Origin of the sequence: Pseudomonas ovata, assembly GCF_003131185.1 — a bacterium.
In the GTDB taxonomy this organism is placed as follows: Bacteria; Pseudomonadota; Gammaproteobacteria; order Pseudomonadales; family Pseudomonadaceae; genus Aquipseudomonas; species Aquipseudomonas ovata.
The window spans coordinates 57,319-81,559 of the sequence record NZ_QFFU01000019.1 but is presented as its reverse complement, the minus strand read 5'-3'; the positions used below and the strand labels follow the sequence as shown (position 1 = coordinate 81,559).

The following is a 24,241-nucleotide window of genomic DNA, read 5'->3' as shown; positions in this document are numbered from 1 at the left end:
AGGATGCCTGGCTTTTACATGAGATGACTCAATAAGGACTCATCCGCCATCGATCAAACGCATAGCGCCTGGACAGTTGCATTTCAAATAGTTGAAATGACGATTCATCAGTCACTCTTCTGAGGTTTGCAATCTCGACCTCAAGGCTCAGCATACTCCGTGCTCTAATAACGTCGTCTACCCGACGACCGAACCCGTGCTTATAAAAACTCAAGGCATAACCCAGCGATTCGATGCCGCTGGGCTGCACGCGCCTTGATACCGAGCGCTGTTGATCGGTTGCCAGCAAATCCGTTTCGGTTACCTTGCCCAGCATACGTTGCTGGGCCAGTGCCTGATCGCCGGCCTCCACGACCGTGCGCTGAAGGGCGCCATTGATCTCCATGGCCACCGCTTATGAAGCGGGCGACCCGCTCACCGGCCGAAACCCGACCGGCGTAGGAGCGCGCTTGCCCGCGACCGGCTGCGTTAGCAGTCGTAAATTTTCAGCGTCTACACAATTTTTGCGAGCGCTGCGCACTCGGTCGCGGTGGTCCGGCATTCCGGCAAGCGCGCTCCTACATCAAGCCCACCTCACCCGGACCGCGCTGTACAATGGCACCCTGCCTGCCCCGAGAGCCCTGCGCCATGACCCGCCCCGCCACACCCCGTAAACCCCGTGCCACCAGCCAGGCGCGTATCGACGCGATTCTCGATGCCGCCCGTGCCCTGCTGGTCACCGAGGGTGTGGACAGCCTGTCGATCTACAGCGTCGCCGAGCGCGCGCAGATTCCGCCATCGTCGGTGTACCACTTCTTCGCCAGCGTCCCGGCGCTGCTCGAAGCGTTGACCGGCGATGTGCATGCGGCCTTTCGCGCCACGTTGCAGGCCCCCGTGGACCACGAAAGCCTGCACAGCTGGCGCGACCTTTCGCGGGTACTGGAACAGCGCATGCTCGACATCTACAACCACGACGCCGCCGCCCGCCAATTGATCCTGGCGCAACATGGCCTGGCCGAGGTCAACCAGGCCGACCGCCAGCACGATACGGAGTTGGGTCAGCTGATGCAGGCGGTATTCGACCGGCACTTTCATTTGCCGCAGTTACCCGAGGACGTAGATGTGTTTGCCCTGGCGATGGAGCTGGGTGACCGGGTGTATGCGCGCTCGGTGCACTTGCAGGGCGAGATTACGCCGCGCATGGCGGAGGAAGGGATGCGGGTGGTGGATGCGTATCTGGGGTTGTACTTGCCGGTGTTTTTGTTGAGGAAGACGGTTGATCTTGTCATCGTTTAGCTAGCCACGACCGAAAGTATTAACTATCCCACCCTCTCGACTTTTCAACGCGGATAATGCCCGTACGCATGCCTGAAGTTTTCACGGTAGCGAGAAACAAGGCCAGGCGCTTGGCGCAGCATTTTGCTATATTTATCAAGCTCTTTTGCTCCTTTATTTTCAAGCGCCACTTTAGCCGCATAATGATTTACCAACCTCTCAACTTTCACCTCATGAATTGAAATTGAATGATAAGTCTTTTGAGATGCGCTCTTAGTCTTACGAAGCTGCCCAGTCAACGCTCCTCTTTTTTTCAACTTGGCAATATCCAGCATATACGAGCGCACCTCAACTTGCTGCAACACTCCGGACTGATTAGAACCCCTAAGCCCTTGCAATCCTGACATTTCTGTTGCTGATGTTGAGGGTAATGAACTGACGGCTGTCTGTGCCGTCGGCGGTGTAACGCCTCCAGACACCAATAGGTTCGACGGTGTCAGTGCAGGCGTCCCTTGCTGAAACCTGTCGAAGTCAATCATAAAATCATCCAGGTCAAAGAAAGGTGATGCCGAGGAAGAAGCGCTTGAAGAAGCGGCAGCAGCCGGCATTGGCCTCGCGTCACCCAGCGAGCGACTCATCTTACCGAGCGCCTTGAAGGGGAGTGGCATACGTCCGGTTGAGTCATTGAAATTAACCGGATCCCCCTGACAATACACATACGCATTCACCCCACCCTCCCCAAACGGACTCAACCTGTCCGGGCTGTTAAACCGCATCAACACCGGATTGAACGCCCGATACCCATTGCCCAACAGATAATGCCCGGTCACCGGATCCGGCCGCTCCCCTGCAAACCCCAACAGGCTGTGCAGGCCACTGGTAGGCCTTTGATAGCCATAGGCGGTGTACGCCTGCGCCTGATGCTGTCCGCTGCCAACGACATGCACCACCGAGCGCAACCCATCAGCTGCCAGCAAAGCGATTTCGGCGGCCTTGCCGGAATGACTGGCCTGCGCCAGCAAAGCGATTTCGGCGGCCTTGCCGGAATGACTGGCCTGCGCCAGCAGATGATCATCGACCTGCAGAATCGAATGTTGCATCCCGGCCTGGATTTGCGTGGCCAGGCGGCTCTTCTGGTAGAACAGCCGGGTTTCGACATCGCGTGTGGGGGCAAGGCCGGCGATGCGGTCGAGCGGGTCGTAGTGGTAGCGGCATAGCAGCCTGGGTTGCGCGATCATGGCCTTGCCTTTATCTGCCAGAAGCATTTGCAGTCAGGGTCAGGTATTGCAGGGGCGTTGGGCAGCTAGCAGAAATGACAGGGTGGCAATGTCAGGTGGTATCAGAACGGCATCCTCAAGGCACTCAAGATGCATCACCTCGCCCAATCGCCTACATAGCAGCCTCCCACAGGGTGCCTGGGCCATCCTAAAAATGAGAGCGGTGAAGCCGCGCATGTAAAGGCAACGAGGCCGTGTCCCGATCCATTGGCGAAACCATAGGCGAGTGAGGGGTGCCCGGTTCAGAAGTGCACCGTATATTCTGCCAAATAAAAACAATGAAATGCCTGAGCACTGCGCCTATCCGCACTCTGATATTAATTTAAGATTACTTGAGCTCCAAGACCCGGGAAGGAATAGAAGGCCCATACTTACGCTCATACTTTTCTTTAAAAGACCGCAAAGAACTTTTAACCTCTTCATGGAAATCACCGTACACTTCAACCCTAAACAAATCTGCCCCCCCTTTCTTCCTGTAATACTCCATCAACCCCAGCGTATCTTTATCAGCCTGCAACAGGGCTCGATATCGCTGATTTGCCCTACCCCGTCCAGCGGGAAGATCTGCACTTAATGTTTCTTGGCGCTTCATATTAGCCACCCTATCTATCAACGGACGCACAGGGGAACGTTTTGAGCTTTTGCCTTTAACTGGTGTTCTCCTGCTGCTGCCAGGCGATGAGGGTAATGAACTGACGGCTGTCTGTGCCGTCGGCGGTGTAACGCCTCCAGACACCAATAGGTTCGACGGTGTCAGTGCAGGCGTTCCTTGCTGAAACCTGTCGAAGTCAATCATAAAATCATCCAGGTCAAAGACAGGTGATGCCGAGGAAGAAGCGCTTGAAGAAGCGGCAGCAGCCGGCATTGGCCTCGCGTCACTCAGCGAGCGCCTCATCTTACCGAGCGCCTTGAAGGGGAGTGGCATACGTCCGGTTGAGTCATTGAAATTAACCGGATCCCCCTGACAATAAGCATACGCATTCACCCCACCCTCCCCAAACGGACTCAACCTGTCCGGGCTGTTAAACCGCATCAACACCGGATTGAACGCCCGATACCCATTGCCCAACAGATAATGCCCGGTCACCGGATCAGGCCGCTCCCCTGCAAACCCCAACAGGCTGTGCAGGCCACTGGTAGGCGCTTGATAGCCATAGGCGGTGTACGCCTGCGCCTGATGCTGCCCGCTGCCAACGACATGCACCACCGAGCGCAACCCATCAGCTGCCAGCAAGGCGATTTCGGCGGCCTTGCCGGAATGGCTGGTCTGCGCCAGCAGGTGATCATCGACCTGCAGAATCGAATGTTGCATCCCGGCCTGGATTTGCGTGGCCAGGCGGCTCTTCTGGTAGAACAGCCGGGTTTCGGCATCGCTTGTGGTGGCAAGGCCGGCGATGCGGTCGAGCGGGTCGTAGTGGTAGCGGCACAGGAGCCTGGGTTGCGCGATCATGGCCTTGCCTTTATCTGCCAGAAGCATTTGCAGTCATGGTCAGGCATTGCAGGGGCGTTGGGCAGCTAGCAGAAATGACAGGGTGGCGGTGCCTGGGCACTTTCTTCAGGCTGTTCAAGGTGCATTGACGGTACTGGCCTTATCGCCTGCAGAGCAGCCTGCCACAGGGATCGGGGCCGGGCCTGGTAGCGGTTCGTTGCCGGCTGCGTGATCGCAACACAACGAAAAACCCCGGAGGGCTTGCACCGTCCGGGGTCGGGTATTGCGCGCAATTACAGCTTGGCGATGGAAACCTCGGTGGATTTCACGAACGCAATCACTTCGCTGCCCACGCCCAGTTCCAGCTCCTTGACCGAGCGGGTGGTGATAACCGAGGTGACGATGCCCGAGGCGGTCTGCACGTCGATTTCCGACAGTACGTCGCCCAGGACGATTTCCTTGATGGTGCCTTTGAACTGGTTGCGAACGTTGATGGCCTTGATAGTCATAGGGTCTTTCTCCAGTGCGATTAGTTGGCCCAACGCAGTTGCGTAGGCAAGGGTGAAACGGGTTCGGGTTCCGGGGGCGAGCCTGGCAGGGCCAGCACGCGGTTGAGCACTTCGGTTTCCAGTGCCGCCAGGCGGTGCGAACCGCGGGCGCGTGGGCGCGGCAGGTCGACCAGCAGGTCCAGGCCGATGCGGCCTTCTTCAATCAGGATCACCCGGTCAGCCACGGCCACGGCCTCGCTGACATCGTGGGTGACCAGCAGCACGGTGAAGCCATGCTTGCGCCACAGGCTTTCGATCAGTTGCTGCATCTCGATGCGGGTCAGGGCGTCCAGCGCACCCAGCGGCTCGTCGAGCAACAGCAGGCGCGGTTTGTGGATCAGGGCGCGGGCCAGGGCCACGCGCTGCTTCTGGCCACCGGACAAGGCCGCCGGCCATTCATTGGCGCGTTCGGCCAGGCCGACCGCTTCCAGGGCTTCAAGCGCTTGCGGGCGCCAGTCGCCAGACAGGCCGAGGCCGACGTTGTCGATGATCTTCTTCCAGGGCAGCAGGCGTGCCTCCTGGAACATCAGGCGGGTGTCGTCACGGGCTTCGGACAGTTGCCCGGAGCCGGCGCGCAGGTCGCCGGCGGTGGGCTTGTCGAGCCCGGCCAGCAGGCGCAGCAAGGTGCTCTTGCCGCAACCGCTGCGGCCCACCACGGCGACGAACTGGCCGGCCGGGATGTGCAGGTCGATGTCCTTGAGCACTTCGCGCTCGCCAAAGGCTTTCTTGACTCGATGCGCCGACAGCGGAATGCCGCGCAACAGGTGGGCCGGTTGTGGCTGTTTCAGACTGCTCATGCGGCACCGCCTTTATGCACCTGGTAAGCCGGGTGCCAGCGCAGGCACACACGCTCCAGACCCCGGGCGGCCACATCGGCCAGTTTGCCGAGCACGGCGTACAGCACAATGGCCAGTACTACTACATCGGTTTGCAGGAATTCCCGGGCATTCATGGCCAGGTAGCCAATGCCGGAGCTGGCCGAGATGGTTTCGGCCACGATCAGGGTCAGCCACATGAAGCCCAGGGCGAAGCGCACCCCGACCAGGATCGACGGCATGGCGCCGGGCAGGATCACATGGCGGAACAGGCCGAAGCCCGACAGGCCGTAGCTGCGTGACATCTCGACCAGCGCAGGATCGATGTTGCGAATGCCGTGATAAGTGTTGAGGTAGATCGGGAACAGCGTGCCCAGCGCCACCAGGAACACCTTGGCGGTCTCGTCGATGCCGAACCACAGGATCACCAGCGGGATCAGCGCCAGGTGCGGCACGTTGCGGATCATCTGCACCGAGCTGTCCAGCAGGCGCTCGCCCCAGCGGGTCAGGCCGGTGATGAAGCCCAGCGCCAGGCCGATGCCGCCGCCAATGGCAAAGCCGACCCCGGCACGCCAGCCGCTGATGGCCAGGTGGGTCCAGATCTCACCGCTGCTGACCAGATTGACACCGGCTTCGATTACGGCGCTGGGCGCTGGCAGGATACGGGTGGACAGCCAGCCGGCGCTGACCGAGAGCTGCCAGACTGCCAGCAGCAGCACCGGCAGCGCCCACGGCGCCAGCCTGTGCAGAATACGTTGTGAAGCACTGAGGCTCATGGAGTTGTCTCCTCGAACGGCCTGTTGATCCGGTGTGGGCAGGTCACTGGGCGGTGGCCACGGCAGCGGGTGGGGTCCAGATCACATCCTTGATGCTCAACGGCTTGGGGATCAGCTTGAGCTGGTGGAAGGTGTCGGCGATTTTCTGTTGCGCCTCGACCACCTGTGGGGTGATGAAGTGCGCGCCGTAGCCCTGGCGCTTGACCGAGGTCAGGGTGATGTCGGCTGGCAGGCCCAGCAGCGGGGCGACCTGCTTGGTGACTTCGTCAGGGTTGGCCTGCGACCACTCCCCTACCGCACGCACTTCCTCGACCAGCGCTTCGATGACCTTCGGGTTCTTCTGTGCATAAGGCTTGGTGGCCAGGTAGAACTGGTGGTTGTCGACGATACCGGTGCCGTTGCGCAGCGTACGGGCCTGCAACTGTTGTTCGGCGGCGGCCTGGTACGGGTCCCAGATGACCCAGGCGTCGACGCTGCCGCGCTCGAAGGCAGCGCGGGCATCGGCCGGTGGCAGGAATACGGTCTGGATGTCGCTGTATTTCAGGCCGGCATCTTCCAGGGCCTTGACCAGCAGGTAGTGCACGTTGGAGCCCTTGTTGAGCACGACCTTCTTGCCCTTGAGGTCCTTGACCGAGGTGATCGGTGAATCCTTGGGCACCAGGATCGCTTCGCTGGTCGGTGCCGGCGGCTCGTAGGCCACGTACAGCAGGTCGGCACCGGCGGCCTGGGCAAACACCGGCGGGGTCTCGCCGGTCACGCCAAAGTCGATGGAGCCGACGTTGAGGCCTTCCAGCAACTGCGGACCACCCGGAAATTCGGTCCACTGCACCTTGACGCCCTGCTCGGCCAGGCGCTTCTCCAGCGAGCCCTTGGCCTTGAGCAGCACCAGGGTGCCGTACTTCTGGTAACCGATGCGCAGGTCTTCGGCCTGGGCCTGGGTCAGAACGCCGAGGCTCAGGGCGGTCGCCACAAGAGCGGCCAGGCTTCGACGCAAAAGGGTGGTGCGCATGGCGCTCTCCGTTGCTGAGTAAGTGAAAGTGGAGAGACAGTAACAGGGCTTTTTTATATCTATAAATCTTATTTTTTCATTTGGTTATTCTTTAAATGCATATAAAACAAAACCGGCTGGAGACAAGTGGTTTCAAGCCATTCGTGCTGAAGCCGATCGCCGGCAAGCCGCCTCCCACAGGTCCGTGGCAGGCTGGTACCGATCACTTGTGGGAGGGGCTTGCCCGTGATGGCGGTGGTACGTCAGGTAGCCGGCAAGACAGATGGCAGCCCTGGTGCTACAGGAGCAAGGGCTGGGTGTTTCGGCCACGCATAAAAAAGGGCCGATCAGATCGGCCCGAAAAACCCCACTCAGGGATGTGCAGGTATCAGCGATTCGGTTGTGGCGTCAGGCGCAGGTAGGGCGTGACGGCCGTGTAGCCTTTGGGGAAGCGTTGCTTGATTTCTTCCTCGTCCTTGATCGACGGCACGATGACGACGTCGTCACCGTCCACCCAGTTGGCCGGGGTGGCGACCTTGTGGTTGTCGGTCAGTTGCAGCGAGTCGATGACCCGCAAAATCTCGTTGAAGTTGCGCCCCGTGCTGGCCGGGTAGGTGATGGTCAGGCGCACCTTCTTGTTCGGGTCGATCACGAACAGCGAGCGCACGGTCAGGGTGTCGCTGGCATTGGGGTGGATCAGGTCGTACAGGTCCGAGACCTTGCGGTCGGCGTCGGCCAGGATCGGGAAATTCACGATCGTGTTTTGGGTGGTGTTGATGTCGTCGATCCACTTCACATGAGAGTCGACCGGGTCCACCGACAAGGCGATGGCCTTGACGCCGCGCCTGGCGAATTCATCCTTGAGTCTGGCGGTAAAACCCAGTTCGGTGGTGCACACCGGGGTAAAGTCCGCCGGGTGAGAAAACAGTACACCCCAACTGTCGCCCAGCCACTCGTGAAAACGAATACGGCCTTCACTGGAGTCCTGTTCGAAGTCAGGGGCGATATCGCCAAGTCGCAGTGTCATGGTGTAGCTCCTTGTCAGCAGGTGGGCGTTCGGGTGCGTTCAGATAGGAGTGCACTGTGCACCGATCTGTTGAAACTTAAAAAGAATAAATATCGATTTATATATAGCTTTAATGAATATCAAATTATGGGCAAAAAGAACCCCGCACCAGGGCGGGGTTCTTTTATGCACCGTTCAACACACTTACATGAAGTTGTAGGTGTAGTTGAAGATCAGACGGGTCTGGTCGGTGTTGGTCGAGCTGGCCAGGGCCGCGTCGCCACGGTAGGTGCCGTGACGCAGGGTGGTGCCGAAGCCCTTGAGCGGACCGCTCTGGATGACGTAGTCAACGCGCATGTCACGTTCCCACTCGGAGAATTCGCGACCGGCAGTGGCGCCAGTGCCCTTGATGTCTTCGGCATGCAGGTAGGCGATCGCGGCTTTCAGGCCTGGAACGCCAGCCTTGGCGAAGTCGAACGAGTACTGACCGAAGGTGGTGTTCTCGCCGGCGCGGGTGAACTGGTTGATCATCGAGTCGGTGAACAGGTAGAAGCTGCCGCCACCGTTGCCTTCTGCACGGCCACGGCCGTCGGCGATGGAGCCCTGGTTCAGCGAAACGAAACCGCCGTCGTCGCCCACTTGCTGGTGACCGACCATGACCGCATGGCCACCCAGCGAGTAGGTGAACATGGCCGACCAGGTGCTGTTGTCGACTTCACCCGGGGTCTTGGCATAACCGTTGTTGTTATTGAACAGGTAGCCGGAAGTGCCGCTGCTGTTCTTGCCGTCGGAGCTGCTGTTGAAGTAACGCAGGTCGGTCTTGAACGACTGGTTCTCGGCGATCGGGTACACATGCACCAGGCCCAGGAAGTGCTGCTTGTAGAAGTCTTCCAGGTTGGCGAAGTAGTACTGCAGGGTCAGGTCTTTGGTGACTTTCCAGTCAGCGCCGGCGAAACGGAATTCGTCGCTGCCTTTGGAGGCGCCGCCTACGGACAGGTCAGTCCAGTTGGACGAAGCACGACCGATGCTCTGGGTCAGCTGACCGGCAGTGAAGGTCACGCCGTCCAGTTCCTTGGAGGTCACGATGCCGCCTTCGAACGCCTGAGGCAGCAGGCGACCGTCGTTGGAGACCAGAATCGGCAGGTTCGGGGCCAGGGCGTTACCGATTTTCAGCTCGGTCTTGGAGATACGGGCCTTGGCATTGGCGCCGGCACGGCTCCACTCGTTGACAGCCGAACCGTCGGTGTCGCTAGGCGTCACGCCGCCGTTGGTGGCAGCCGAACGGTAGCCACGGCCGCCGTCCAGGTGGATGCCCACCAGGGCTTGAGCGTCCAGACCGAAGCCGACGGTACCCTGGGTGTAGCCCGAGGTGTAGTCGAACTTCAGGCCAGTGGCCGTCTCGCGGTGAGTGTGGTTGGTGCCTTCACGAAAATCGTTGTTGAAGAACAGGGTCCGGGAACTCACGGACGCCTTGCTGTCTTCGATGAAACCGGCAGCGCCGGCCTGCTGAGCCATGACGCCGAATGCTACGGCCAGGGCCAGGGTAGACTTTTTCATTACTTCGCTCCTCGTGAATCTAATTTTTGTAAGCCATGGCTCCGACTCCTCGAAGGCATGGTCGCGCGATTAACGCCAGTGTTGACCTTGAGGTCAATCGTGTACCGGACGTCTCACGACTAATTGACTAGACCGCGTTGCTTCGGCCCGCTGCACGGTAGTGGAAAAAGCACGAATCAAAAAGTAACGATTTTCACGCTCTTTAGACTCAATGGCTATATACAAAACCGGGTACGCATCGGATCGCCAAGGAGTGTATCCACCTGAAACGCTAATGCCTAAAAAATATTTCAGGACCGTTCGTCAGATCGCTTGGTATGGGGATAACGGACTGTAGGATCACGTCTTTTTTCCTACATTACATGGTCTGGTGGCTGACTCTCACGCACCGAAAAACCCTTGTAAAACGTGACGTTCAGCGTGCTTAGCAGCAATTGTGACAATTGCCACCACCTGGAAGACAGGCGGTGTTGTCGACCCGCAAGAAAAACAGTGAATCGGCTTTCGGATGTCTCCTGAGCCTGTTTATGAGGCTTACAGGGCAGTGTGCGACTGGGGTGTGATGGAACAAACAGGTCATGACCCTGTCGCCGTTCGCCCGGTAGGAGCGCGCTTGCCGGAATGCCGGACCACCGCGACCGAGTGCGCAGCGCTCGCAAAAATCTGCGAAACGCAACAAATTTACAGTTGTGAGCACATTCGAAATCTACGAAACGCCACAATTTTACGACTGCTAACGCAGCCGGTCGCGGGCAAGCGCGCTCCTACGAATAGCACAGTGCCTCACCTTGGGTGCAGGCACGGGATCCGTGCGCTATCGAGGTGCAGAAACCGGAGTGAGCCTGGCCGAACCTGAGCGTTTATATCGCCAGCCCGATTCAGGCAGATGGGGTAAGCCCCCGTTTCAAAGGCCCTGCAGGATTTTTCGCCATCCGATTACAAAAAAATCCAAACCTGGCACGCCACCTGCAATACCTCTTGCACCTACCAGTTTTGGGGGCCTTGGTACAGGCAGGCCGGGGATTCCCCTCTTTTATTGCTCACGGAGGCTGACTTCCAGCCTCCAGCGCCCGTCCACCTCGGCAGCGTTCCAGTCGCCGTGCAGTGGACGGGCCGCCAGCAGCGTCAGCACCAATCCTTTCTCAGCGCGTTGCAACGTCCAGCGAGTCACCTTGCCGTCGGCGCGCAACTGACCGTTCCACGGTTGCCCGGTGGCGTCCAGGCGCAACACGATGGCACCTTCGACCGTCTCACCCTCTACCTTGGGTTCTTCGTCGAACCACAGCGCCAGGCCGGTGGGCAGTTCTTCGATCTGTTGCAGTTCGGCCGGGTCCGATTGCTGCACCCGGCCGATCATCATGCCCACGGAAAAGCCGACAATCGCGATCGAGCCCAGCACACGCGGCCAGAACTTCGGTCTGGGGTCTTCTTCGGGAGTAGAATGCATCCCGTCCTTTTGTTCGGAGCCGTGCATGTTTCACGTCATCCTTTTTCAACCAGAAATTCCGCCGAATACCGGCAATGTCATCAGGCTGTGCGCCAACAGTGGCTGCACCCTGCATTTGATCGAGCCGCTGGGTTTCGAGCTGGATGACAAGCGGCTGCGCCGTGCCGGGCTCGACTACCACGAGTATGCCACGCTGCAAACTCACGCCGACTTGCCCAGCTGTCTGGAAAAGATCGGCCACCCGCGGTTGTTCGCCTTCACCACCAAGGGTTCGCAGCCCTTTCACGACGTCAGTTTCCAGCCCGGCGATGCCTTTATCTTCGGCCCGGAAAGCCGTGGCCTGCCGGGCGAGCTACTCGATACCTTTGCCACCGGGCACCGCCTGCGCCTGCCGATGCGCGAAGGCTGCCGCAGCCTGAACCTGTCCAACACGGTGGCCGTGGCCGTCTACGAAGCCTGGCGCCAGCAGGGTTTTGCCTGAGCACTGCGCCGGTTGACGACCACCCACAAAAAAAGCGCCCGTCGAGGCGCTTTTTCTGGCAAGCGAATCGACTCAGGCCGATGGCGCGTCGCCGGACTGCTGCAGACGCTGCAGCTCTTGCGCATACAGGGCGTCGAAGTTCACCGGGGCCAGCATCAGCGCCGGGAACGAACCACGCACCACCAGGCTGTCGATGGTCTCGCGCGCGTACGGGAACAGGATGTTCGGGCAGAACGCGCCCAGGGTGTGGCTCATCGACGAAGGGTCCAGGCCCTTGATCAGGAAGATGCCGGCCTGCTGGACTTCAACGATGAAGGCCACTTCGTCGCCGTTGTTGACGGTCACCGACAGGGTCAGCACGACTTCGTAGAAATCGTTTTCGAGCTCTTTCTGGCGGGTGTTCAGGTCCAGGCTGACCGAAGGGGTCCACTCCTGGCGGAAGATGGCCGGGCTTTTCGGGGCTTCGAACGACAGGTCGCGAACATAGATACGCTGCAGGCTGAACTGCGGTGCGTTTTCTTCGTTGGCAACGGCGCCGTTGGTGGTTTGTTCGGTCATGCTCGGATCCTTCTCGATAATAGGGACTTAACAGGAATGTGAATCAGCCTAGAAGCATTGCATCGAGCTTGCCGGCGCGCTCCAGAGCGAACAGATCGTCACAGCCGCCCACATGAGTGGCGCCGATCCAGATCTGCGGAACCGACGTGCGCCCGGCCTTCTGGGCCATTTCGGCGCGCAGTTGAGGCTTGCCGTCGACGCGGACTTCTTCGAAGGCGACGTTCTTGCGTTCGAGCAACTGCTTGGCACGAATGCAATACGGGCAATAGTCACTGGAATAAACGAGAACGTGGGTCATATCACTTCACCAATGGGAGGTTATCGCCGCGCCAGCTGGAAATGCCGCCCGACAGCTTGGCCGCCTTGAAGCCGGCCTTGATCAGTTCGCCGGCGGTGCTGCCGGCATGCTGGCCGTGGGCATCGACCAGAATCAGGGTCTTGTCCTTGTGCTTTTGCAGGTCAGCGGTGCGGGTCAGGATCTTGTCCTGTGGATAATTGAGTGCGCCAACGATGTGGCCGGCGGCGAAATCCTTGGTCGAGCGCAGGTCGATGACCACGCCCTGATCGCTGTTGACCAGCGCGGTCAGCTCGCCGGTGCTGACGCCACGGGCGCCCTTGCTCACCTCGTAAGCGATCAGCAAGGCCAGCAGAATCACGAAAGCGCCCGTGATCAGGTAGTGGTGGGTGACGAATTCAAGCAGGTGAGCAACCATGTCCAGTTTCCAGGGCGTTAAAATGCCGGCCAGTATACACAGCACCCAAGGTCGGCCAAAGTCTACCCGGCGTGACGCGCCGGGAACTTACACCTAAAATGCCTATCCTTTTGCTACTTCCCATTTTGCCAAGCAGGCCGCATGAAACCGGGTCACGTCATCCGGCTCATGCGCCCCGCAAACGAGGGTTCCCATGACTGCCACTGCAAAACCACTGGTTCTGATCATTCTCGACGGCTTCGGCCACAGCGAGAACCCTGAAGGCAACGCCATCATGGCGGCCCGCATGCCAGTCATGGAGCGCCTCTACGCCACCAAACCCCACGGCCTGATCTCGGGCTCGGGGATGGACGTCGGCCTGCCGGACGGGCAGATGGGCAACTCGGAAGTCGGCCACATGAACCTGGGCGCCGGCCGCGTGGTGTATCAGGATTTCACCCGCGTGACCAAGGCCATCCGCGACGGCGAGTTCTTCGAGAACCCGACTATCTGCGCCGCGGTCGACAAGGCGGTCGGCGCCGGCAAGGCCGTGCACATCATGGGCCTGTTGTCCGACGGCGGCGTGCACAGCCACCAGGACCACCTGGTGGCCATGGCCGAACTTGCGGTCAAGCGGGGCGCCGACAAGATCTACCTGCATGCCTTCCTTGATGGCCGTGACACCCCGCCACGCAGCGCCCAGTCCTCGCTGGAATTGCTCGACGCCGCCTTCGCCCGCCTGGGCAAGGGCCGTACCGCCACGATCATCGGCCGCTTCTTCGCCATGGACCGCGACAACCGCTGGGACCGTGTGTCAGCCGCCTACAACCTGATCGTCGACGGCCAGGCCGAGTATCACGTCGACAGCGCCGTGGCCGGCCTGCAGGCAGCCTATGCGCGCGACGAGAGCGACGAATTCGTCAAGCCCACCGCCATCGGCGAGTCGGTTCGTGTCGAAGACGGTGACGCGGTGGTGTTCATGAACTTCCGCGCCGACCGCGCCCGTGAACTGAGCCGGGTGTTCGTCGAGAACGATTTCAATGAATTCCCGCGCGCCCGCCAGCCCAAGGTCAACTACGTGATGCTGACCCAGTATGCGGCCAGCATCAACGCGCCGTCGGCGTTTGCGCCGGGCAGCCTGAAAAACGTGCTGGGCCAGTACCTGGCCGATAACGGCAAGACCCAGCTGCGCATCGCCGAGACCGAAAAATACGCCCACGTGACCTTCTTCTTCTCCGGTGGCCGTGAAGAGCCGTTCCCGGGCGAAGAACGCATCCTGATCCCGTCGCCAAAGGTCGCCACCTACGACCTGCAGCCGGAAATGAGCGCACCGGAAGTCACCGACAAGATCGTCGACGCCATTGAGCACCAGCGTTATGACGTGATCGTGGTCAACTACGCCAACGGCGACATGGTCGGCCACAGCGGCGTAATGGCAGCGGCGGTCAAGGCCGTGGAATGCCTGGACGAATGCCTGGGCCGCATTACCGCTGCACTGGAGAAGGTCGGCGGCGAAGCGCTGATCACTGCCGACCACGGTAACGTCGAGCAGATGACCGACGACCACACCGGGCAGGCCCACACCGCTCACACCTCGGAACCGGTGCCATTCGTCTACTTTGGCAACAAGCCGCTGAAAGTGCGTGAAGGTGGCGTGCTGGCCGACGTCGCCCCGACCCTGCTGCACCTGCTGGGCATGGAAAAGCCCGAGGAAATGAGCGGGCACTCGATTCTGGTGGCTGAATAAGGGTCACAAGCACAAGTAACTTACTGATTCATTGGCTATCAAATTCACGCCTTGTAGGAGCGCGCTTGCCCGCGACCGGCTGCGTTAGCAGTCGTAAACTTTCAGCGTTTCCGAGATTTTGCGAGCGCTGCGCACTCGGTCGCGGGCAGAGCGCGCTCCTACTGCGTCAGGCGACGCTGAACATTTGTTTTGCTTGATATGACGGGCATACTAGGCCCGTCGCTTTTTTCACCTTGCCCGGTATCGCTTATCCCCATGTTTCGCGCCTTGATCGCCCTTGTCCTGGTCTGCCTGCTCAACCCGGCGTTTGCCGAGGATGAACGGGCCCAGACCCAAAAACAGATAGACGCCGCCCGTCAGGACGTTGCTGAGCTGCAAAAGGTGCTCAACAAGCTGCAGGCCGAAAAGAGCGGTGTCCAGAAGGACCTGCGTGCCACCGAAACCGAAATGGGCAAGCTGGAAAAGCAGGTCGAGGTCCTGCAACACGAACTAAAAAAGACCGAAGTCGAGCTCCAGAGGCTCGACCATGAAAAGAAAAAACTGGGTGAATCAAAGGTCGAGCAGCAACGCCTGATCGCCATCCAGGCCCGCGCCGCCTACCAGGGTGGGCGCCAGGAATACATCAAGCTGCTGCTCAACCAGCAGCATCCGGAAAAATTCGCCCGCACCCTCGCCTACTACGATTACCTGAGCAAGGCCCGCCTGCTGCAGTTGCAGCGGTTCAACGAAACCCTGCACCAGTTGGCCGGGGTCGAGAAGGACATTGACCTGCAGCAGGCGCAATTGCTGGTGCAGAAAAGCGACCTTGAAAGCCGTGGCCAGGAACTGGGCAAGGTACGCGAAGAGCGCCAGAAGGTACTGGCGAAGATCAATCAGGACTACAAGGCCGGCGATCAGAAACTGCAGGCCCGCCAGCAGGACCAGGCCGAGCTGAACACGGTGCTCAAGACCATCGAGGAAACCCTCGCACGCCAGGCCCGTGAAGCCGAGGAGGCGCGGCAGAAAGCGCTGATCGCGGCCCGTGAGGCTGAAGCCGAGGCCCAGCGCGCCCGTGAGCGTGAACAGCAACGCCAGCGCGAAGCCCTGGCCCGCAACGAACGCGAAGAACGCAACAGCCGAAGCGACGCTGAACCCGTCCCGCCGCGTCCGGTCCAACCCCTCGGCCCTGCCGTGTCCAACAGCGGTGCCACCTATGGCGGCGCGTTTGCAGAGGCCCGGGGTAAACTTCCGTGGCCCATCAATGGTCGACTGCTGGCACGCTTTGGCGAAGCACGCGGCGACGATGAGCGCTCACGCTGGGACGGGGTGATGATCAGTGCCTCTGCCGGCAGTCAGGTGCGGGCCGTGCATGGTGGTCGGGTGGTGTTCGCCGACTGGTTGCGCGGCTCCGGACTTCTGGTCATTCTCGATCATGGCAACGGTTACCTGACCCTGTACGGGCACAACCAGAGCCTGCTCAAGGAAGCCGGCGACATCGTCAAGGCCGGTGAACCCATTGCCACGGCCGGCAACAGTGGCGGCCAGGAAGCAGCAGCGCTGTATTTCGCCATACGTCAGCAGGGTCGCCCCAGCGACCCGGCCCAATGGTGCCGCACTCAAGGGTAAGCGGCACCACCTTCTTCAGGAGCTTGTCAGCATGCAGCATCTGTCCCGCCTTACCTCGCTGGCCCTGGCGGTTGCCCTTGTGGTCGGCGCACCGCTGGCCCTGGCCGCCGAGAAAATCGCGCCAGCCCCGGCAGTCGCCCCCGCCAATGCCAAGGCGCCATTGCCACTGGACGAGCTGCGCACCTTTGCCGAAGTGCTGGACCGGGTCAAGGCCGCCTATGTCGAGCCGGTCGACGACAAGACCCTGCTGGAGAATGCCATCAAGGGCATGCTCAGCAACCTTGACCCGCACTCGGCCTACCTGGGCCCGGAAGACTTCCAGGAGCTGCAGGAAAGCACCAGCGGTGAATTCGGCGGCCTGGGCATCGAAGTGGGCGTCGAGGACGGTTTCGTCAAGGTGGTCTCGCCCATCGACGACACCCCGGCGTCCAAGGCCGGCATCGAGGCCGGTGACCTGATCGTCAAGATCAACGGCGCGCCGACCCAGGGCCAGACCATGCAGGAAGCGGTCGACAAGATGCGCGGCAAGATCGGGGAGAAAATCACCCTGACCCTGGTGCGCGACGGCGGCACTCCGTTCGATGTGACCCTGGCGCGGGCCATCATCCAGGTCAAGAGCGTCAAGGCACAGCTGCTTGAAAGCGGCTATGGCTATATCCGCATCACCCAGTTCCAGGTCAAGACCGGCGACGAGGTCGGCAAGGCGCTGGCCAAGCTGCGCAAGGACAACGGCAACAAGAAGCTCAGCGGTGTCATCCTTGACCTGCGCAACAACCCGGGCGGCGTGTTGCAGGCGGCGGTGGCCGTGGCCGACCACTTCCTGACCAAGGGCATGATCGTCTACACCAAGGGCCGCATCGCCAACTCCGAGCTGCGCTTCTATGCCGACCCGGCCGACGCCAGCGAGGGCGTGCCCCTGGCCGTGCTGATCAACGGCGGCAGCGCCTCGGCCTCGGAAATCGTCGCCGGCGCCCTGCAAGACCAGAAGCGCGGCATCCTCATGGGCACCGACACGTTCGGCAAAGGCTCGGTGCAGACCGTATTGCCACTGAACAACGACCGCGCCCTGAAGATCACCACCGCGCTGTACTACACGCCCAACGGCCGCTCGATCCAGGCGCAGGGCATCAACCCGGACATCGTGGTGCGTCGTGCCAAGCTCACCAGCGAGGCCGATGGCGAGAACTACCGCGAAGCCGACCTGCTCGGTCACCTGGGCAATGGCAACGGCGGCGCCGACAAGCCGACGGTCAAGAGCACCCCTGGCAAGGCACGGCCGCAGGATGAGGATTACCAGCTCAATCAGGCCCTCAGCCTGCTCAAGGGCCTGAGTATCACCCGCGGCAACTGATGCGCGGTTTCCCTCGACTGCGGCTGGCGCTGGCATTGCTGCTGGCCAGCCTGACGTTCAGCGCCGCCGGCCAGCCACCGGCGCGCGCCTACCTGAGCGTGATCATCGACGACCTGGGGCAGAACCCGGCCAGGGACAGCCGCACGCTGGCCCTGCCGGGGCCGGTGACCCTGGCAATCATGCCTGACACCCCGCACGCCACCGAGTTTGCCCGGCAGGCGCACAAGGCCGGCAAGACGGTGATCCTGCACATGCCGATGGATCCGGCCACCGGCCCCTACGCCTGGCACCCCGGTCTGCCGACCACCGAGCTGCAAGGCCGCCTGGACGCCGCGCTGCTCAAGGTGCCGTTCGCTGCCGGCGTCAATAACCACATGGGCAGTCGCATGACCGCCGAGACAGGCGCGATGGCCTGGCTGATGGCCGAGCTGCAGCGTCGCCATCTGTTTTTCGTCGACAGCCGTACCAGCGCCCGTACCGTGGCTGCCGCCGAGGCACAGAAGATCGGACTGGCCAGCCTGTCGCGGGATGTATTTCTCGATGATGAGCGCACCGCCGAGGCCATCACCCGGCAACTGCACACGGCCATCCGCCTGGCGCGTGAACAAGGCAGTGCCGTGGTCATCGGCCACCCCTATCCGGTCACCCTGGAGGTGCTGGAACGCGAGCTGCCCAGGCTCAAGGCCCAGGGCGTGGAATGGATCGAGCTGAGCCACATGATCAGCCTGCGCGGCAACAAGGCCATGGCCGGGCACGGCAAGGACGGCGTGTACCGCTGATACAGCCTGTCGCGGTCACGCAGCCACCTCGTAGGAGCGGCTTCAGCGGCGACCGGCTGCGCCAGCAGTCGTAAATTTGCAGCGCTTCATGGATTTCTGTGAGCGCTTCACGCTCAATCGCGGGGGTCCGGCATTCCGGCAGAGCCCCCTCCCACCACCGCGTGTCAGTCCGGATTGATCGGTATCGCGCGCCCTACAAGTACTTGTCCATGATCTGTTCGATCAGGCCTTCGGCGCGCATCTGGTCCAGGGCTTTTTGCAAGCGGTCCACCAAGGGTTGCGGGGTGTCCTTGTTCAGCGCCAGGTACAGCTCGGCCTTGTTGAAGCGCAGCACGGTCTTGAGTCCGGTGATGCCGTCCTGGCGCGCCAGCCAGCGGCCGACCGGGTCGGCGGTCGCCCACAGGTCGAGCTGACCGTTGACCAGCCGGCGCGGATTGTCCTGGTCGCGCAGCATCAGCACCGGATCGAAGCCCTGGCGCAGCAAGTGCTCGGCCACCGCGTCGCCCTTGTAGGCGCCTACGCGGTAGCTCTTGGCCTGCTCAAGGTCGGTAAGCGCCACGATCGGGCTGTCGGCCCGCGCCAGCAGCACCCACTGCACCGGAGCAATCGGCCCGACCCACTTGAACAACGGCTCGCGCTCGGGCGTGCGCACCGTGGAGAACACCGCGTAGCCCGGGTTTTCCAGGGCCAGCTTGTAGACCCGCTCCCACGGAAAGCGCAGCGTCAGGTTGTACTCGACCCCGGCGCGCTTGAACGTCTCGCGCATGATCTGCACCGAGATGCCATCGAGGTTACTGCCCTGGGCGAAGTTGCGACCGTCGATCGCCATGTTGTACGGCGGGTAGTTCTCGGTCAGCAGGACGATCTTGCGCACGCCTCCCTCACCGCCACGCGCCACGGCGCTGAGCAAAGGAACCAGACCCAGCAGGACAAGCAAAAGACCCTTGAGCATATTCCGGGACTCGAACATGACGACCGGTGCAGAGTGCCGCGAAGCAGCCAGGCTGTCTACCGGGACGAACGTTTGCCCGCCCCGGCAGCCAGTCGGCTCAGCGCACCACGATGCCACGCTGGGCCATGTAGGCCTTGGCTTCGGGCACGGTGTATTCGCCGAAGTGGAAGATGCTGGCCGCCAGTACGGCGCTGGCATGGCCTTCGAGCACACCGGCCGCCAGGTGTTCCAGGTTGCCGACGCCGCCCGAGGCGATCACCGGAATGCCCAGCGCATCGCTGATGGCGCGGGTCACGCCCAGGTCGAAGCCGTTCTTCATGCCGTCCTGGTCCATGCTGGTCAGCAGGATTTCACCGGCGCCCAGGCCTTCCATCTTTTTCGCCCACTCCACGGCATCCAGCCCGGTCGGCTTGCGACCGCCGTGGGTGAAGATCTCCCAGCGCGGAGGTTCACCGGGGCCGGAGACCTTCTTGGCGTCGATGGCCACCACGATGCACTGCGAGCCGAAACGCGAGGCAGCCTCGCCAACGAACTCGGGCGTGAAGACCGCGGCGGTGTTGATCGACACCTTGTCGGCGCCGGCATTGAGCAGGTTGCGGATGTCCTGCACGGTGCGCACGCCACCGCCCACGGTCAGCGGGATGAACACCTGGCTGGCCATGCGCTCGACGGTGTGCAGCGTGGTGTCGCGGCCATCAACGCTGGCGGTGATGTCCAGGAAGGTAATTTCGTCCGCGCCCTGCTCGTTATAGCGCCGGGCGATTTCCACCGGGTCGCCGGCATCGCGGATGTTCTCGAACTTGACGCCCTTGACCACACGGCCGTTGTCGACGTCCAGGCAAGGGATGATGCGTTTGGCCAAAGCCATGGGGTCAATCTCCGGTTGTAGGAGCGCGCTTGCCCGCGACCGAGTGCGCAGCGCTCGCAAAATTTGTGTGGCCGCTGAAAATTTACGACTGCTAACGCAGCCTCCGGTTGTGGGAGCGCGCTTGCCGGTATGCCGGACCACCGCGACCGGCTGCGTTAGCAGTCGTAAAATTGTGGCGTTTCCGAGACTTTTGCGAGCGCTGCGCACTCGGTCGCGGGCAAGCGCGCTCCTACCTGTTAGCGAGCGTTGTTAGCGCGTGTAGTTATCGCAGAAAGCCTGGGCCTCGGCGACGTCCAGGGTGCCTTCGTAGATCGCACGGCCGGTGATCGCGCCGATGATGCCTGGCGCCCTGGCGTCCAGCAGGGTCTTGATGTCACCCAGGTTATGGATGCCACCGGAGGCGATCACCGGAATGCGCGTGGCCTGCGCCAGCGCGGCGGTGAACGGCACGTTGCAACCCTGCATCATGCCGTCCTTGGCAATGTCGGTGTAGACGATCGCCGAGACGCCATCGGCCTCGAAACGCTTGGCCAGGTCGATGACCTGCACTGTGCTGATCTCGGCCCAGCCGTCGGTGGCGACGAAACCGTCCTTGGCGTCCAGGCCGACAATCACCTTGCCCGGAAACGCCCGGCAGGCCTCGGCCACGAACTCGGGTTCCTTGACCGCCTTGGTGCCGATGATGACGTAGCTGACACCGGCCTTGACGTAGTGCTCGATGGTTTCCAGCGAACGAATGCCGCCACCGATCTGGATCGGCAGGTGCGGATAGCGCCTGGCAATGGCCGTGACCACCTCACCGTTGACCGGCTGACCTTCAAAGGCGCCGTTCAGGTCGACCAGGTGCAGGCGGCGGCAGCCACCCTCGACCCACTTGGCGGCCATGCTGACCGGGTCATCGGAAAACACCGTGGAGTCTTCCATGCGGCCCTGGCGCAAGCGCACGCACGCACCGTCTTTGAGGTCGATTGCAGGAATGATCAGCATTGTTTTTCCTTGATTCGTAGGAGCGGCTTGAGCCGCGAAACAGACGCCACCGCTCGCGGCCCAAGCCGCTCCTACGGGTCGTCGTGCGCTCTCTTAATCTTTTTCCAGCGCCCACAGGTCGCTTTCGATCATTTCGAAGCGTTCCTTGAGCAACTGCTGGGCATCGAACAGGGCTCGATTGTAGTAATGCGGTGCGATCTCGCGGCCGAACAGTTCCAGCACCTCGGCCACCTCGAACGAGCCCAGCTCCAGTTCGAAACGCTCGGCGAACAGGCGCTTGAGCGTGTGGATCGCGTCCTGCTCCTGTTCGGGGGTCAGCTTCAGGGTGGGCGTGCGGGACTTGGCTCGGCTCATGCGGCTTACCAGCGCCCGTCCCAGGCCACGAAGTTCTGCAACAGTTGCAGGCCGTGGGTATGGCTTTTCTCGGGGTGGAACTGCACGGCAAAGCGCGAGCCTTCGGCCAGGGCGGCGGCGAAGTCGACGCCGTAGTGCCCGCGACCCACGACCTGGCGCGGGTTGCCGGCGGCAATGTAGTAGCTGTGCACGAAGTAGAAGCGCGCCTGGTCCGGGATGTCGTGCCACAGCGGGTGGTCGACGGCCTGGGTGACCTGGTTCCAGCCCATGTGCGGCACCTTGAGGTGCTCGCCGTCTTCGTGCAGGTCCTTGCCGAAGAACTTCACCTGGCCGGGGAACAGGTCGATGCAGTCGACGCCGTCGTTTTCTTCACTGCGCTCGAGCAAGGCCTGCATGCCGACGCAGATGCCCAGGAACGGACGGTCCTTGCTCACCTCGTGCACCAGCGTGTCAAAGCCCAGGCGGCGGATCTCGGCCATGCAGTCGCGGATCGCGCCGACACCGGGGAATACCACGCGGTCGGCTTCGCGAATCACTTTGGCGTCGCTGGTGATGATCACCTTGCCGGCGCCGACGTGCTCAAGTGCCTTGGCGACCGAGTGCAGGTTGCCCATGCCGTAGTCGATGACGGCTACTGTCTGCATCAGAGCACACCCTTGGTCGACGGCATCTGCCCGGCCATGCGCTCGTCGAGCTCGACGGCCATGCGCAGCGCGCGACCGAACGCCTTGAAGACGGTTTCGATCTGGTGGTGCGTGTTGGTGCCGCGCAGGTTGTCGATGTGCAGGCTGACCAGGGCGTGGTTGACGAAGCCCTGGAAGAATTCCTGAAACAGGTCGACGTCGAAACGACCGACCACCGCACGGGTGTACGGCACATGCATCTGCAGGCCCGGACGGCCCGAGAAGTCGATGACCACGCGCGACAGGGCTTCATCGAGAGGCACATAGGAATGGCCATAGCGACGGATGCCCTTCTTGTCGCCGATGGCCTGGCTGAAAGCCTGGCCCAGCGTGATCCCGACGTCCTCCACGGTGTGGTGGTCGTCGATGGCCAGGTCGCCCTTGCACTCGATGTCCAGGTCGATCAGCCCGTGCCGGGCGATCTGGTCAAGCATGTGCTCAAGGAAGGGAACACCGATATCGAATCGGGCCTTTCCGGTGCCATCCAGGTTGATCGAGACCTTGATCTGGGTTTCCAGAGTATTGCGCTCGACGGATGCCTTACGTTCGGCCATCACCAGCTCCGCAAATCAGTAGCGAAAAAGGCGGCCATTATAGGCCCAGAAGCGCCCGGCATGAAGCCAAGAGACGACAGGAAGGCGATTTGATGGCGACCGGCCCGCCGAGCGGAGGGATTTACAGAAGATCAATGACCTTAGCGGGAGGGCCGGAGGGTGGGCCGAACCCGTATTCAGCACGCGGCCATACATCTTGCGGGAGCGACCAACGGTCGCGAAAGGGCCGGCACATCCAGCCCCTTCAGCGCCTGAAGGCCCGCATTCGCGACCGTTGGTCGCTCCTACGGAGGGAGCACGCCTCCCGCAAGGCAGCGCTTACTTGAACAGGCTGGCGATGGCGTCGGCGACGCGGTCGACGTTGCTGTCGTTCAGGCCCGCCAGGCACATGCGGCCGCTGCGGATCAGGTACACGCCGTGCGTGTCCTTGAGTTCCTCGACCTGCTCGGCGGTCAGGCCGGTGTAGCTGAACATGCCGTGCTGGCGGGTGATGAAGCTGAAATCGTGCTGCGGCACCTTCTCGGCCAGCACCGTCACCAGGCGCTGGCGCATTTCGATGATGCGCGTGCGCATGGCTTCGACTTCAGCCAGCCACTGTTCGCGCAGCACCGGCGTATTGAGCACCCGGGCCACGATCTGCGCACCGTGCACCGGTGGGCTGGAGTAGTTGCGGCGTACCGTGGCCTTGAGCTGGCCCAACACGCGCTCGGCCAGTTCGGCGTCTTCACACACGATCGACAGGCCGCCGACGCGCTCGCCGTACAGCGAGAAGATTTTCGAGAACGAGTTGCTGACCAGCGTGGTGACGCCAGCCTCGGCCATGGCACGAATCGCGTAGGCGTCCTGCTCCATGCCGTAGCCAAAGCCCTGGTAGGCGATGTCCATGAAGGCGATCAGCTCGTTGCGCTTGACCACCTCGATGACCCGGTCCCATTCCTGGGTGTTCAGGTCCGCGCCAGTGGGGTTGTGGCAGCACGGGTGCAGCAGCACGATGCTGCGTGCCGGCAGGCCCTGCAGGGTAGCGAGCATGGCCTCGACGTCTACGCCACCGGTACGCTTGTCGAAGTACGGGTAGGTGTTGACCTTGAAGCCCGCGCCGCTGAACAGCGCGATGTGGTTTTCCCAGGTGGGGTCACTGACCCAGACCTGCGAGTCCGGGAAGGCGTACTTGAGAAAGTCCGCCCCCACTTTCAGTGCACCCGAACCGCCCACGGTCTGGATGGTTGCCACGCGGCGCGCTTCAAGCAAAGGGTGCCCGGCGCCGAACAGCAGGTTCTGCACCGCCAGGCGATACGGCGCCAGGCCTTCCATCGGCAGGTACACGCAGGCGCCCTGCTCGCCGGCCTCCAGCTCATGCTGGGCCTGCACGGCGGTGTCCAGGCGCGGGATGCGGCCCTGGGCGTCATAGTAAAGACCAATGCTCAGATTGACCTTGTCGGTGCGCGGATCCTTGCCAAAGGTTTCCATCAGCGAAAGGATCGGGTCACCGGCGTACGACTCCACGTGGGCAAGCATGCGGACAAACTCCTGAAG

At 61.7% G+C, this 24,241-nt stretch carries 26 protein-coding genes; 6 read left to right on the top strand and 20 right to left on the bottom strand.

What is annotated here, in order from left to right; all coding sequences use genetic code 11:
- Positions 1–28 precede the first annotated feature (28 nt).
- Positions 29–385: a hypothetical protein gene (locus DGA31_RS21390; RefSeq protein ID WP_109513893.1), complete on the bottom strand. Its 357-nt coding sequence runs from the start codon at positions 383–385 to the stop codon at positions 29–31.
- A 242-nt stretch (positions 386–627) separates the two neighbouring features.
- On the opposite strand from DGA31_RS21390, the gene DGA31_RS21385 reads away from it, so the two are divergent.
- A complete protein-coding gene (locus DGA31_RS21385) occupies positions 628–1,275 on the top strand; it encodes a TetR/AcrR family transcriptional regulator (protein WP_109513892.1) in 648 nt (215 codons plus the stop codon).
- 44 nt (positions 1,276–1,319) lie between these two features.
- Here the strand turns inward: DGA31_RS21385 and DGA31_RS21380 are convergent, their stop codons facing one another.
- The 9 genes from DGA31_RS21380 to DGA31_RS21340 form a co-directional block, all read right to left on the bottom strand.
- A complete protein-coding gene (locus tag DGA31_RS21380; protein ID WP_241509629.1) occupies positions 1,320–2,519 on the bottom strand; it encodes an RHS repeat-associated core domain-containing protein in 1,200 nt (399 codons plus the stop codon).
- Positions 2,520–2,859: 340 nt separating this feature from the next.
- Positions 2,860–4,008 (bottom strand): RHS repeat-associated core domain-containing protein, encoded by a 1,149-nt coding sequence (locus DGA31_RS21375; protein ID WP_241509628.1) that lies wholly within the window; start codon positions 4,006–4,008, stop codon positions 2,860–2,862.
- Between the two features lie 245 nt (positions 4,009–4,253).
- Positions 4,254–4,469 (bottom strand): TOBE domain-containing protein, encoded by a 216-nt coding sequence (locus DGA31_RS21370; RefSeq protein WP_056842174.1) that lies wholly within the window; start codon positions 4,467–4,469, stop codon positions 4,254–4,256.
- A 20-nt stretch (positions 4,470–4,489) separates the two neighbouring features.
- Positions 4,490–5,305: an aliphatic sulfonates ABC transporter ATP-binding protein gene (ssuB, locus tag DGA31_RS21365; protein ID WP_109513891.1), complete on the bottom strand. Its 816-nt coding sequence runs from the start codon at positions 5,303–5,305 to the stop codon at positions 4,490–4,492.
- Complete coding sequence (gene ssuC, locus DGA31_RS21360) at positions 5,302–6,099, bottom strand: aliphatic sulfonate ABC transporter permease SsuC (protein ID WP_056842172.1); 798 nt, start codon at positions 6,097–6,099, stop codon at positions 5,302–5,304. The genes ssuB and ssuC overlap by 4 nt, the downstream gene beginning before the upstream one ends.
- Before the next feature lie 43 nt (positions 6,100–6,142).
- Positions 6,143–7,108: a sulfonate ABC transporter substrate-binding protein gene (locus DGA31_RS21355; protein ID WP_056842171.1), complete on the bottom strand. Its 966-nt coding sequence runs from the start codon at positions 7,106–7,108 to the stop codon at positions 6,143–6,145.
- 367 nt (positions 7,109–7,475) lie between these two features.
- Entirely contained in the window at positions 7,476–8,114 is a 639-nt protein-coding gene (locus DGA31_RS21350) for a peroxiredoxin (RefSeq protein ID WP_056842170.1), read from the bottom strand.
- Between the two features lie 183 nt (positions 8,115–8,297).
- Complete coding sequence (locus DGA31_RS21345) at positions 8,298–9,650, bottom strand: OprD family porin (protein WP_056842169.1); 1,353 nt, start codon at positions 9,648–9,650, stop codon at positions 8,298–8,300.
- A 1,033-nt stretch (positions 9,651–10,683) separates the two neighbouring features.
- Positions 10,684–11,124, bottom strand: coding sequence for a hypothetical protein (locus DGA31_RS21340; protein ID WP_056842168.1), 441 nt, complete (start codon positions 11,122–11,124; stop codon positions 10,684–10,686).
- Between DGA31_RS21340 and trmL the strand changes: the two genes are divergently transcribed.
- Positions 11,123–11,578, top strand: coding sequence for a tRNA (uridine(34)/cytosine(34)/5-carboxymethylaminomethyluridine(34)-2'-O)-methyltransferase TrmL (gene trmL / locus DGA31_RS21335; RefSeq protein WP_056842167.1), 456 nt, complete (start codon positions 11,123–11,125; stop codon positions 11,576–11,578). The genes DGA31_RS21340 and trmL overlap by 2 nt on opposite strands.
- A 72-nt stretch (positions 11,579–11,650) precedes the next feature.
- Here trmL and secB read toward each other — a convergent pair whose 3' ends face one another.
- The 3 genes from secB to DGA31_RS21320 are packed head-to-tail and all read right to left on the bottom strand — an operon-like array spanning position 11,651 to position 12,849.
- Entirely contained in the window at positions 11,651–12,136 is a 486-nt protein-coding gene (gene secB, locus DGA31_RS21330) for a protein-export chaperone SecB (protein ID WP_056842166.1), read from the bottom strand.
- Between the two features lie 43 nt (positions 12,137–12,179).
- Complete coding sequence (gene grxC, locus DGA31_RS21325; protein WP_056842165.1) at positions 12,180–12,434, bottom strand: glutaredoxin 3; 255 nt, start codon at positions 12,432–12,434, stop codon at positions 12,180–12,182.
- 1 nt (position 12,435) lies between these two features.
- Positions 12,436–12,849 carry a rhodanese-like domain-containing protein gene (locus DGA31_RS21320; protein ID WP_109513890.1) on the bottom strand — a complete coding sequence of 138 codons (414 nt, stop codon included), beginning with the start codon at positions 12,847–12,849 and terminating at the stop codon, positions 12,436–12,438.
- A gap of 193 nt (positions 12,850–13,042) precedes the next feature.
- Here DGA31_RS21320 and gpmI point away from each other — a divergent pair, with 193 nt between their 5' ends.
- From gpmI to DGA31_RS21300, 4 genes are all read left to right on the top strand, one after another.
- Positions 13,043–14,575, top strand: coding sequence for a 2,3-bisphosphoglycerate-independent phosphoglycerate mutase (gene gpmI / locus DGA31_RS21315; RefSeq protein ID WP_056842163.1), 1,533 nt, complete (start codon positions 13,043–13,045; stop codon positions 14,573–14,575).
- Positions 14,576–14,830: 255 nt separating this feature from the next.
- A complete protein-coding gene (locus tag DGA31_RS21310) occupies positions 14,831–16,180 on the top strand; it encodes a murein hydrolase activator EnvC family protein (RefSeq protein WP_056842162.1) in 1,350 nt (449 codons plus the stop codon).
- Positions 16,181–16,211: 31 nt separating this feature from the next.
- A complete protein-coding gene (locus DGA31_RS21305) occupies positions 16,212–17,531 on the top strand; it encodes a S41 family peptidase (protein WP_056842161.1) in 1,320 nt (439 codons plus the stop codon).
- The gene (locus DGA31_RS21300; protein WP_109513889.1) at positions 17,531–18,310 is read left to right on the top strand and encodes a divergent polysaccharide deacetylase family protein; all 780 of its coding nucleotides are present in this window, start codon (positions 17,531–17,533) and stop codon (positions 18,308–18,310) included. The genes DGA31_RS21305 and DGA31_RS21300 overlap by 1 nt, the downstream gene beginning before the upstream one ends.
- 193 nt (positions 18,311–18,503) lie before the next feature.
- Here DGA31_RS21300 and DGA31_RS21295 read toward each other — a convergent pair whose 3' ends face one another.
- The 7 genes from DGA31_RS21295 to DGA31_RS21265 all read right to left on the bottom strand — a co-directional run bounded on the left by DGA31_RS21295 (position 18,504) and on the right by DGA31_RS21265 (position 24,223).
- Positions 18,504–19,262 carry a substrate-binding periplasmic protein gene (locus tag DGA31_RS21295; RefSeq protein WP_056842160.1) on the bottom strand — a complete coding sequence of 253 codons (759 nt, stop codon included), beginning with the start codon at positions 19,260–19,262 and terminating at the stop codon, positions 18,504–18,506.
- Positions 19,263–19,359: 97 nt separating this feature from the next.
- Positions 19,360–20,130 carry an imidazole glycerol phosphate synthase subunit HisF gene (hisF, locus tag DGA31_RS21290; protein ID WP_056842159.1) on the bottom strand — a complete coding sequence of 257 codons (771 nt, stop codon included), beginning with the start codon at positions 20,128–20,130 and terminating at the stop codon, positions 19,360–19,362.
- A gap of 249 nt (positions 20,131–20,379) precedes the next feature.
- Entirely contained in the window at positions 20,380–21,117 is a 738-nt protein-coding gene (gene hisA / locus DGA31_RS21285) for a 1-(5-phosphoribosyl)-5-[(5-phosphoribosylamino)methylideneamino]imidazole-4-carboxamide isomerase (protein ID WP_056842158.1), read from the bottom strand.
- A gap of 93 nt (positions 21,118–21,210) precedes the next feature.
- Positions 21,211–21,471, bottom strand: a complete 261-nt coding sequence (locus DGA31_RS21280; RefSeq protein WP_109513888.1) for a DUF2164 domain-containing protein — start codon at positions 21,469–21,471, stop codon at positions 21,211–21,213.
- A 5-nt stretch (positions 21,472–21,476) separates the two neighbouring features.
- A complete protein-coding gene (gene hisH, locus DGA31_RS21275) occupies positions 21,477–22,115 on the bottom strand; it encodes an imidazole glycerol phosphate synthase subunit HisH (RefSeq protein WP_056842156.1) in 639 nt (212 codons plus the stop codon).
- Positions 22,115–22,708: an imidazoleglycerol-phosphate dehydratase HisB gene (gene hisB / locus DGA31_RS21270; protein ID WP_056842155.1), complete on the bottom strand. Its 594-nt coding sequence runs from the start codon at positions 22,706–22,708 to the stop codon at positions 22,115–22,117. Before hisB ends, hisH begins: the two co-directional genes overlap by 1 nt.
- A gap of 318 nt (positions 22,709–23,026) precedes the next feature.
- Entirely contained in the window at positions 23,027–24,223 is a 1,197-nt protein-coding gene (locus DGA31_RS21265; protein ID WP_109513887.1) for an amino acid aminotransferase, read from the bottom strand.
- Between the last annotated feature and the right edge of the window lie 18 nt (positions 24,224–24,241).

What these genes read in the sequence shown, in the direction of transcription:
- DGA31_RS21390 (WP_109513893.1), bottom strand. Translation starts at nt 385, where the DNA reads ATGGAGATCAATGGCGCCCTTCAGCGCACGGTCGTGGAGGCCGGCGAT.
- DGA31_RS21385 (WP_109513892.1), top strand. Translation starts at nt 628, where the DNA reads ATGACCCGCCCCGCCACACCCCGTAAACCCCGTGCCACCAGCCAGGCG.
- DGA31_RS21380 (WP_241509629.1), bottom strand. Translation starts at nt 2,519, where the DNA reads ATGCTTCTGGCAGATAAAGGCAAGGCCATGATCGCGCAACCCAGGCTG.
- DGA31_RS21375 (WP_241509628.1), bottom strand. Translation starts at nt 4,008, where the DNA reads ATGCTTCTGGCAGATAAAGGCAAGGCCATGATCGCGCAACCCAGGCTC.
- DGA31_RS21370 (WP_056842174.1), bottom strand. Translation starts at nt 4,469, where the DNA reads ATGACTATCAAGGCCATCAACGTTCGCAACCAGTTCAAAGGCACCATC.
- ssuB (WP_109513891.1), bottom strand. Translation starts at nt 5,305, where the DNA reads ATGAGCAGTCTGAAACAGCCACAACCGGCCCACCTGTTGCGCGGCATT.
- ssuC (WP_056842172.1), bottom strand. Translation starts at nt 6,099, where the DNA reads ATGAGCCTCAGTGCTTCACAACGTATTCTGCACAGGCTGGCGCCGTGG.
- DGA31_RS21355 (WP_056842171.1), bottom strand. Translation starts at nt 7,108, where the DNA reads ATGCGCACCACCCTTTTGCGTCGAAGCCTGGCCGCTCTTGTGGCGACC.
- DGA31_RS21350 (WP_056842170.1), bottom strand. Translation starts at nt 8,114, where the DNA reads ATGACACTGCGACTTGGCGATATCGCCCCTGACTTCGAACAGGACTCC.
- DGA31_RS21345 (WP_056842169.1), bottom strand. Translation starts at nt 9,650, where the DNA reads ATGAAAAAGTCTACCCTGGCCCTGGCCGTAGCATTCGGCGTCATGGCT.
- trmL (WP_056842167.1), top strand. Translation starts at nt 11,123, where the DNA reads ATGTTTCACGTCATCCTTTTTCAACCAGAAATTCCGCCGAATACCGGC.
- DGA31_RS21340 (WP_056842168.1), bottom strand. Translation starts at nt 11,124, where the DNA reads ATGCACGGCTCCGAACAAAAGGACGGGATGCATTCTACTCCCGAAGAA.
- secB (WP_056842166.1), bottom strand. Translation starts at nt 12,136, where the DNA reads ATGACCGAACAAACCACCAACGGCGCCGTTGCCAACGAAGAAAACGCA.
- grxC (WP_056842165.1), bottom strand. Translation starts at nt 12,434, where the DNA reads ATGACCCACGTTCTCGTTTATTCCAGTGACTATTGCCCGTATTGCATT.
- DGA31_RS21320 (WP_109513890.1), bottom strand. Translation starts at nt 12,849, where the DNA reads ATGGTTGCTCACCTGCTTGAATTCGTCACCCACCACTACCTGATCACG.
- gpmI (WP_056842163.1), top strand. Translation starts at nt 13,043, where the DNA reads ATGACTGCCACTGCAAAACCACTGGTTCTGATCATTCTCGACGGCTTC.
- DGA31_RS21310 (WP_056842162.1), top strand. Translation starts at nt 14,831, where the DNA reads ATGTTTCGCGCCTTGATCGCCCTTGTCCTGGTCTGCCTGCTCAACCCG.
- DGA31_RS21305 (WP_056842161.1), top strand. Translation starts at nt 16,212, where the DNA reads ATGCAGCATCTGTCCCGCCTTACCTCGCTGGCCCTGGCGGTTGCCCTT.
- DGA31_RS21300 (WP_109513889.1), top strand. Translation starts at nt 17,531, where the DNA reads ATGCGCGGTTTCCCTCGACTGCGGCTGGCGCTGGCATTGCTGCTGGCC.
- DGA31_RS21295 (WP_056842160.1), bottom strand. Translation starts at nt 19,262, where the DNA reads ATGCTCAAGGGTCTTTTGCTTGTCCTGCTGGGTCTGGTTCCTTTGCTC.
- hisF (WP_056842159.1), bottom strand. Translation starts at nt 20,130, where the DNA reads ATGGCTTTGGCCAAACGCATCATCCCTTGCCTGGACGTCGACAACGGC.
- hisA (WP_056842158.1), bottom strand. Translation starts at nt 21,117, where the DNA reads ATGCTGATCATTCCTGCAATCGACCTCAAAGACGGTGCGTGCGTGCGC.
- DGA31_RS21280 (WP_109513888.1), bottom strand. Translation starts at nt 21,471, where the DNA reads ATGAGCCGAGCCAAGTCCCGCACGCCCACCCTGAAGCTGACCCCCGAA.
- hisH (WP_056842156.1), bottom strand. Translation starts at nt 22,115, where the DNA reads ATGCAGACAGTAGCCGTCATCGACTACGGCATGGGCAACCTGCACTCG.
- hisB (WP_056842155.1), bottom strand. Translation starts at nt 22,708, where the DNA reads ATGGCCGAACGTAAGGCATCCGTCGAGCGCAATACTCTGGAAACCCAG.
- DGA31_RS21265 (WP_109513887.1), bottom strand. Translation starts at nt 24,223, where the DNA reads ATGCTTGCCCACGTGGAGTCGTACGCCGGTGACCCGATCCTTTCGCTG.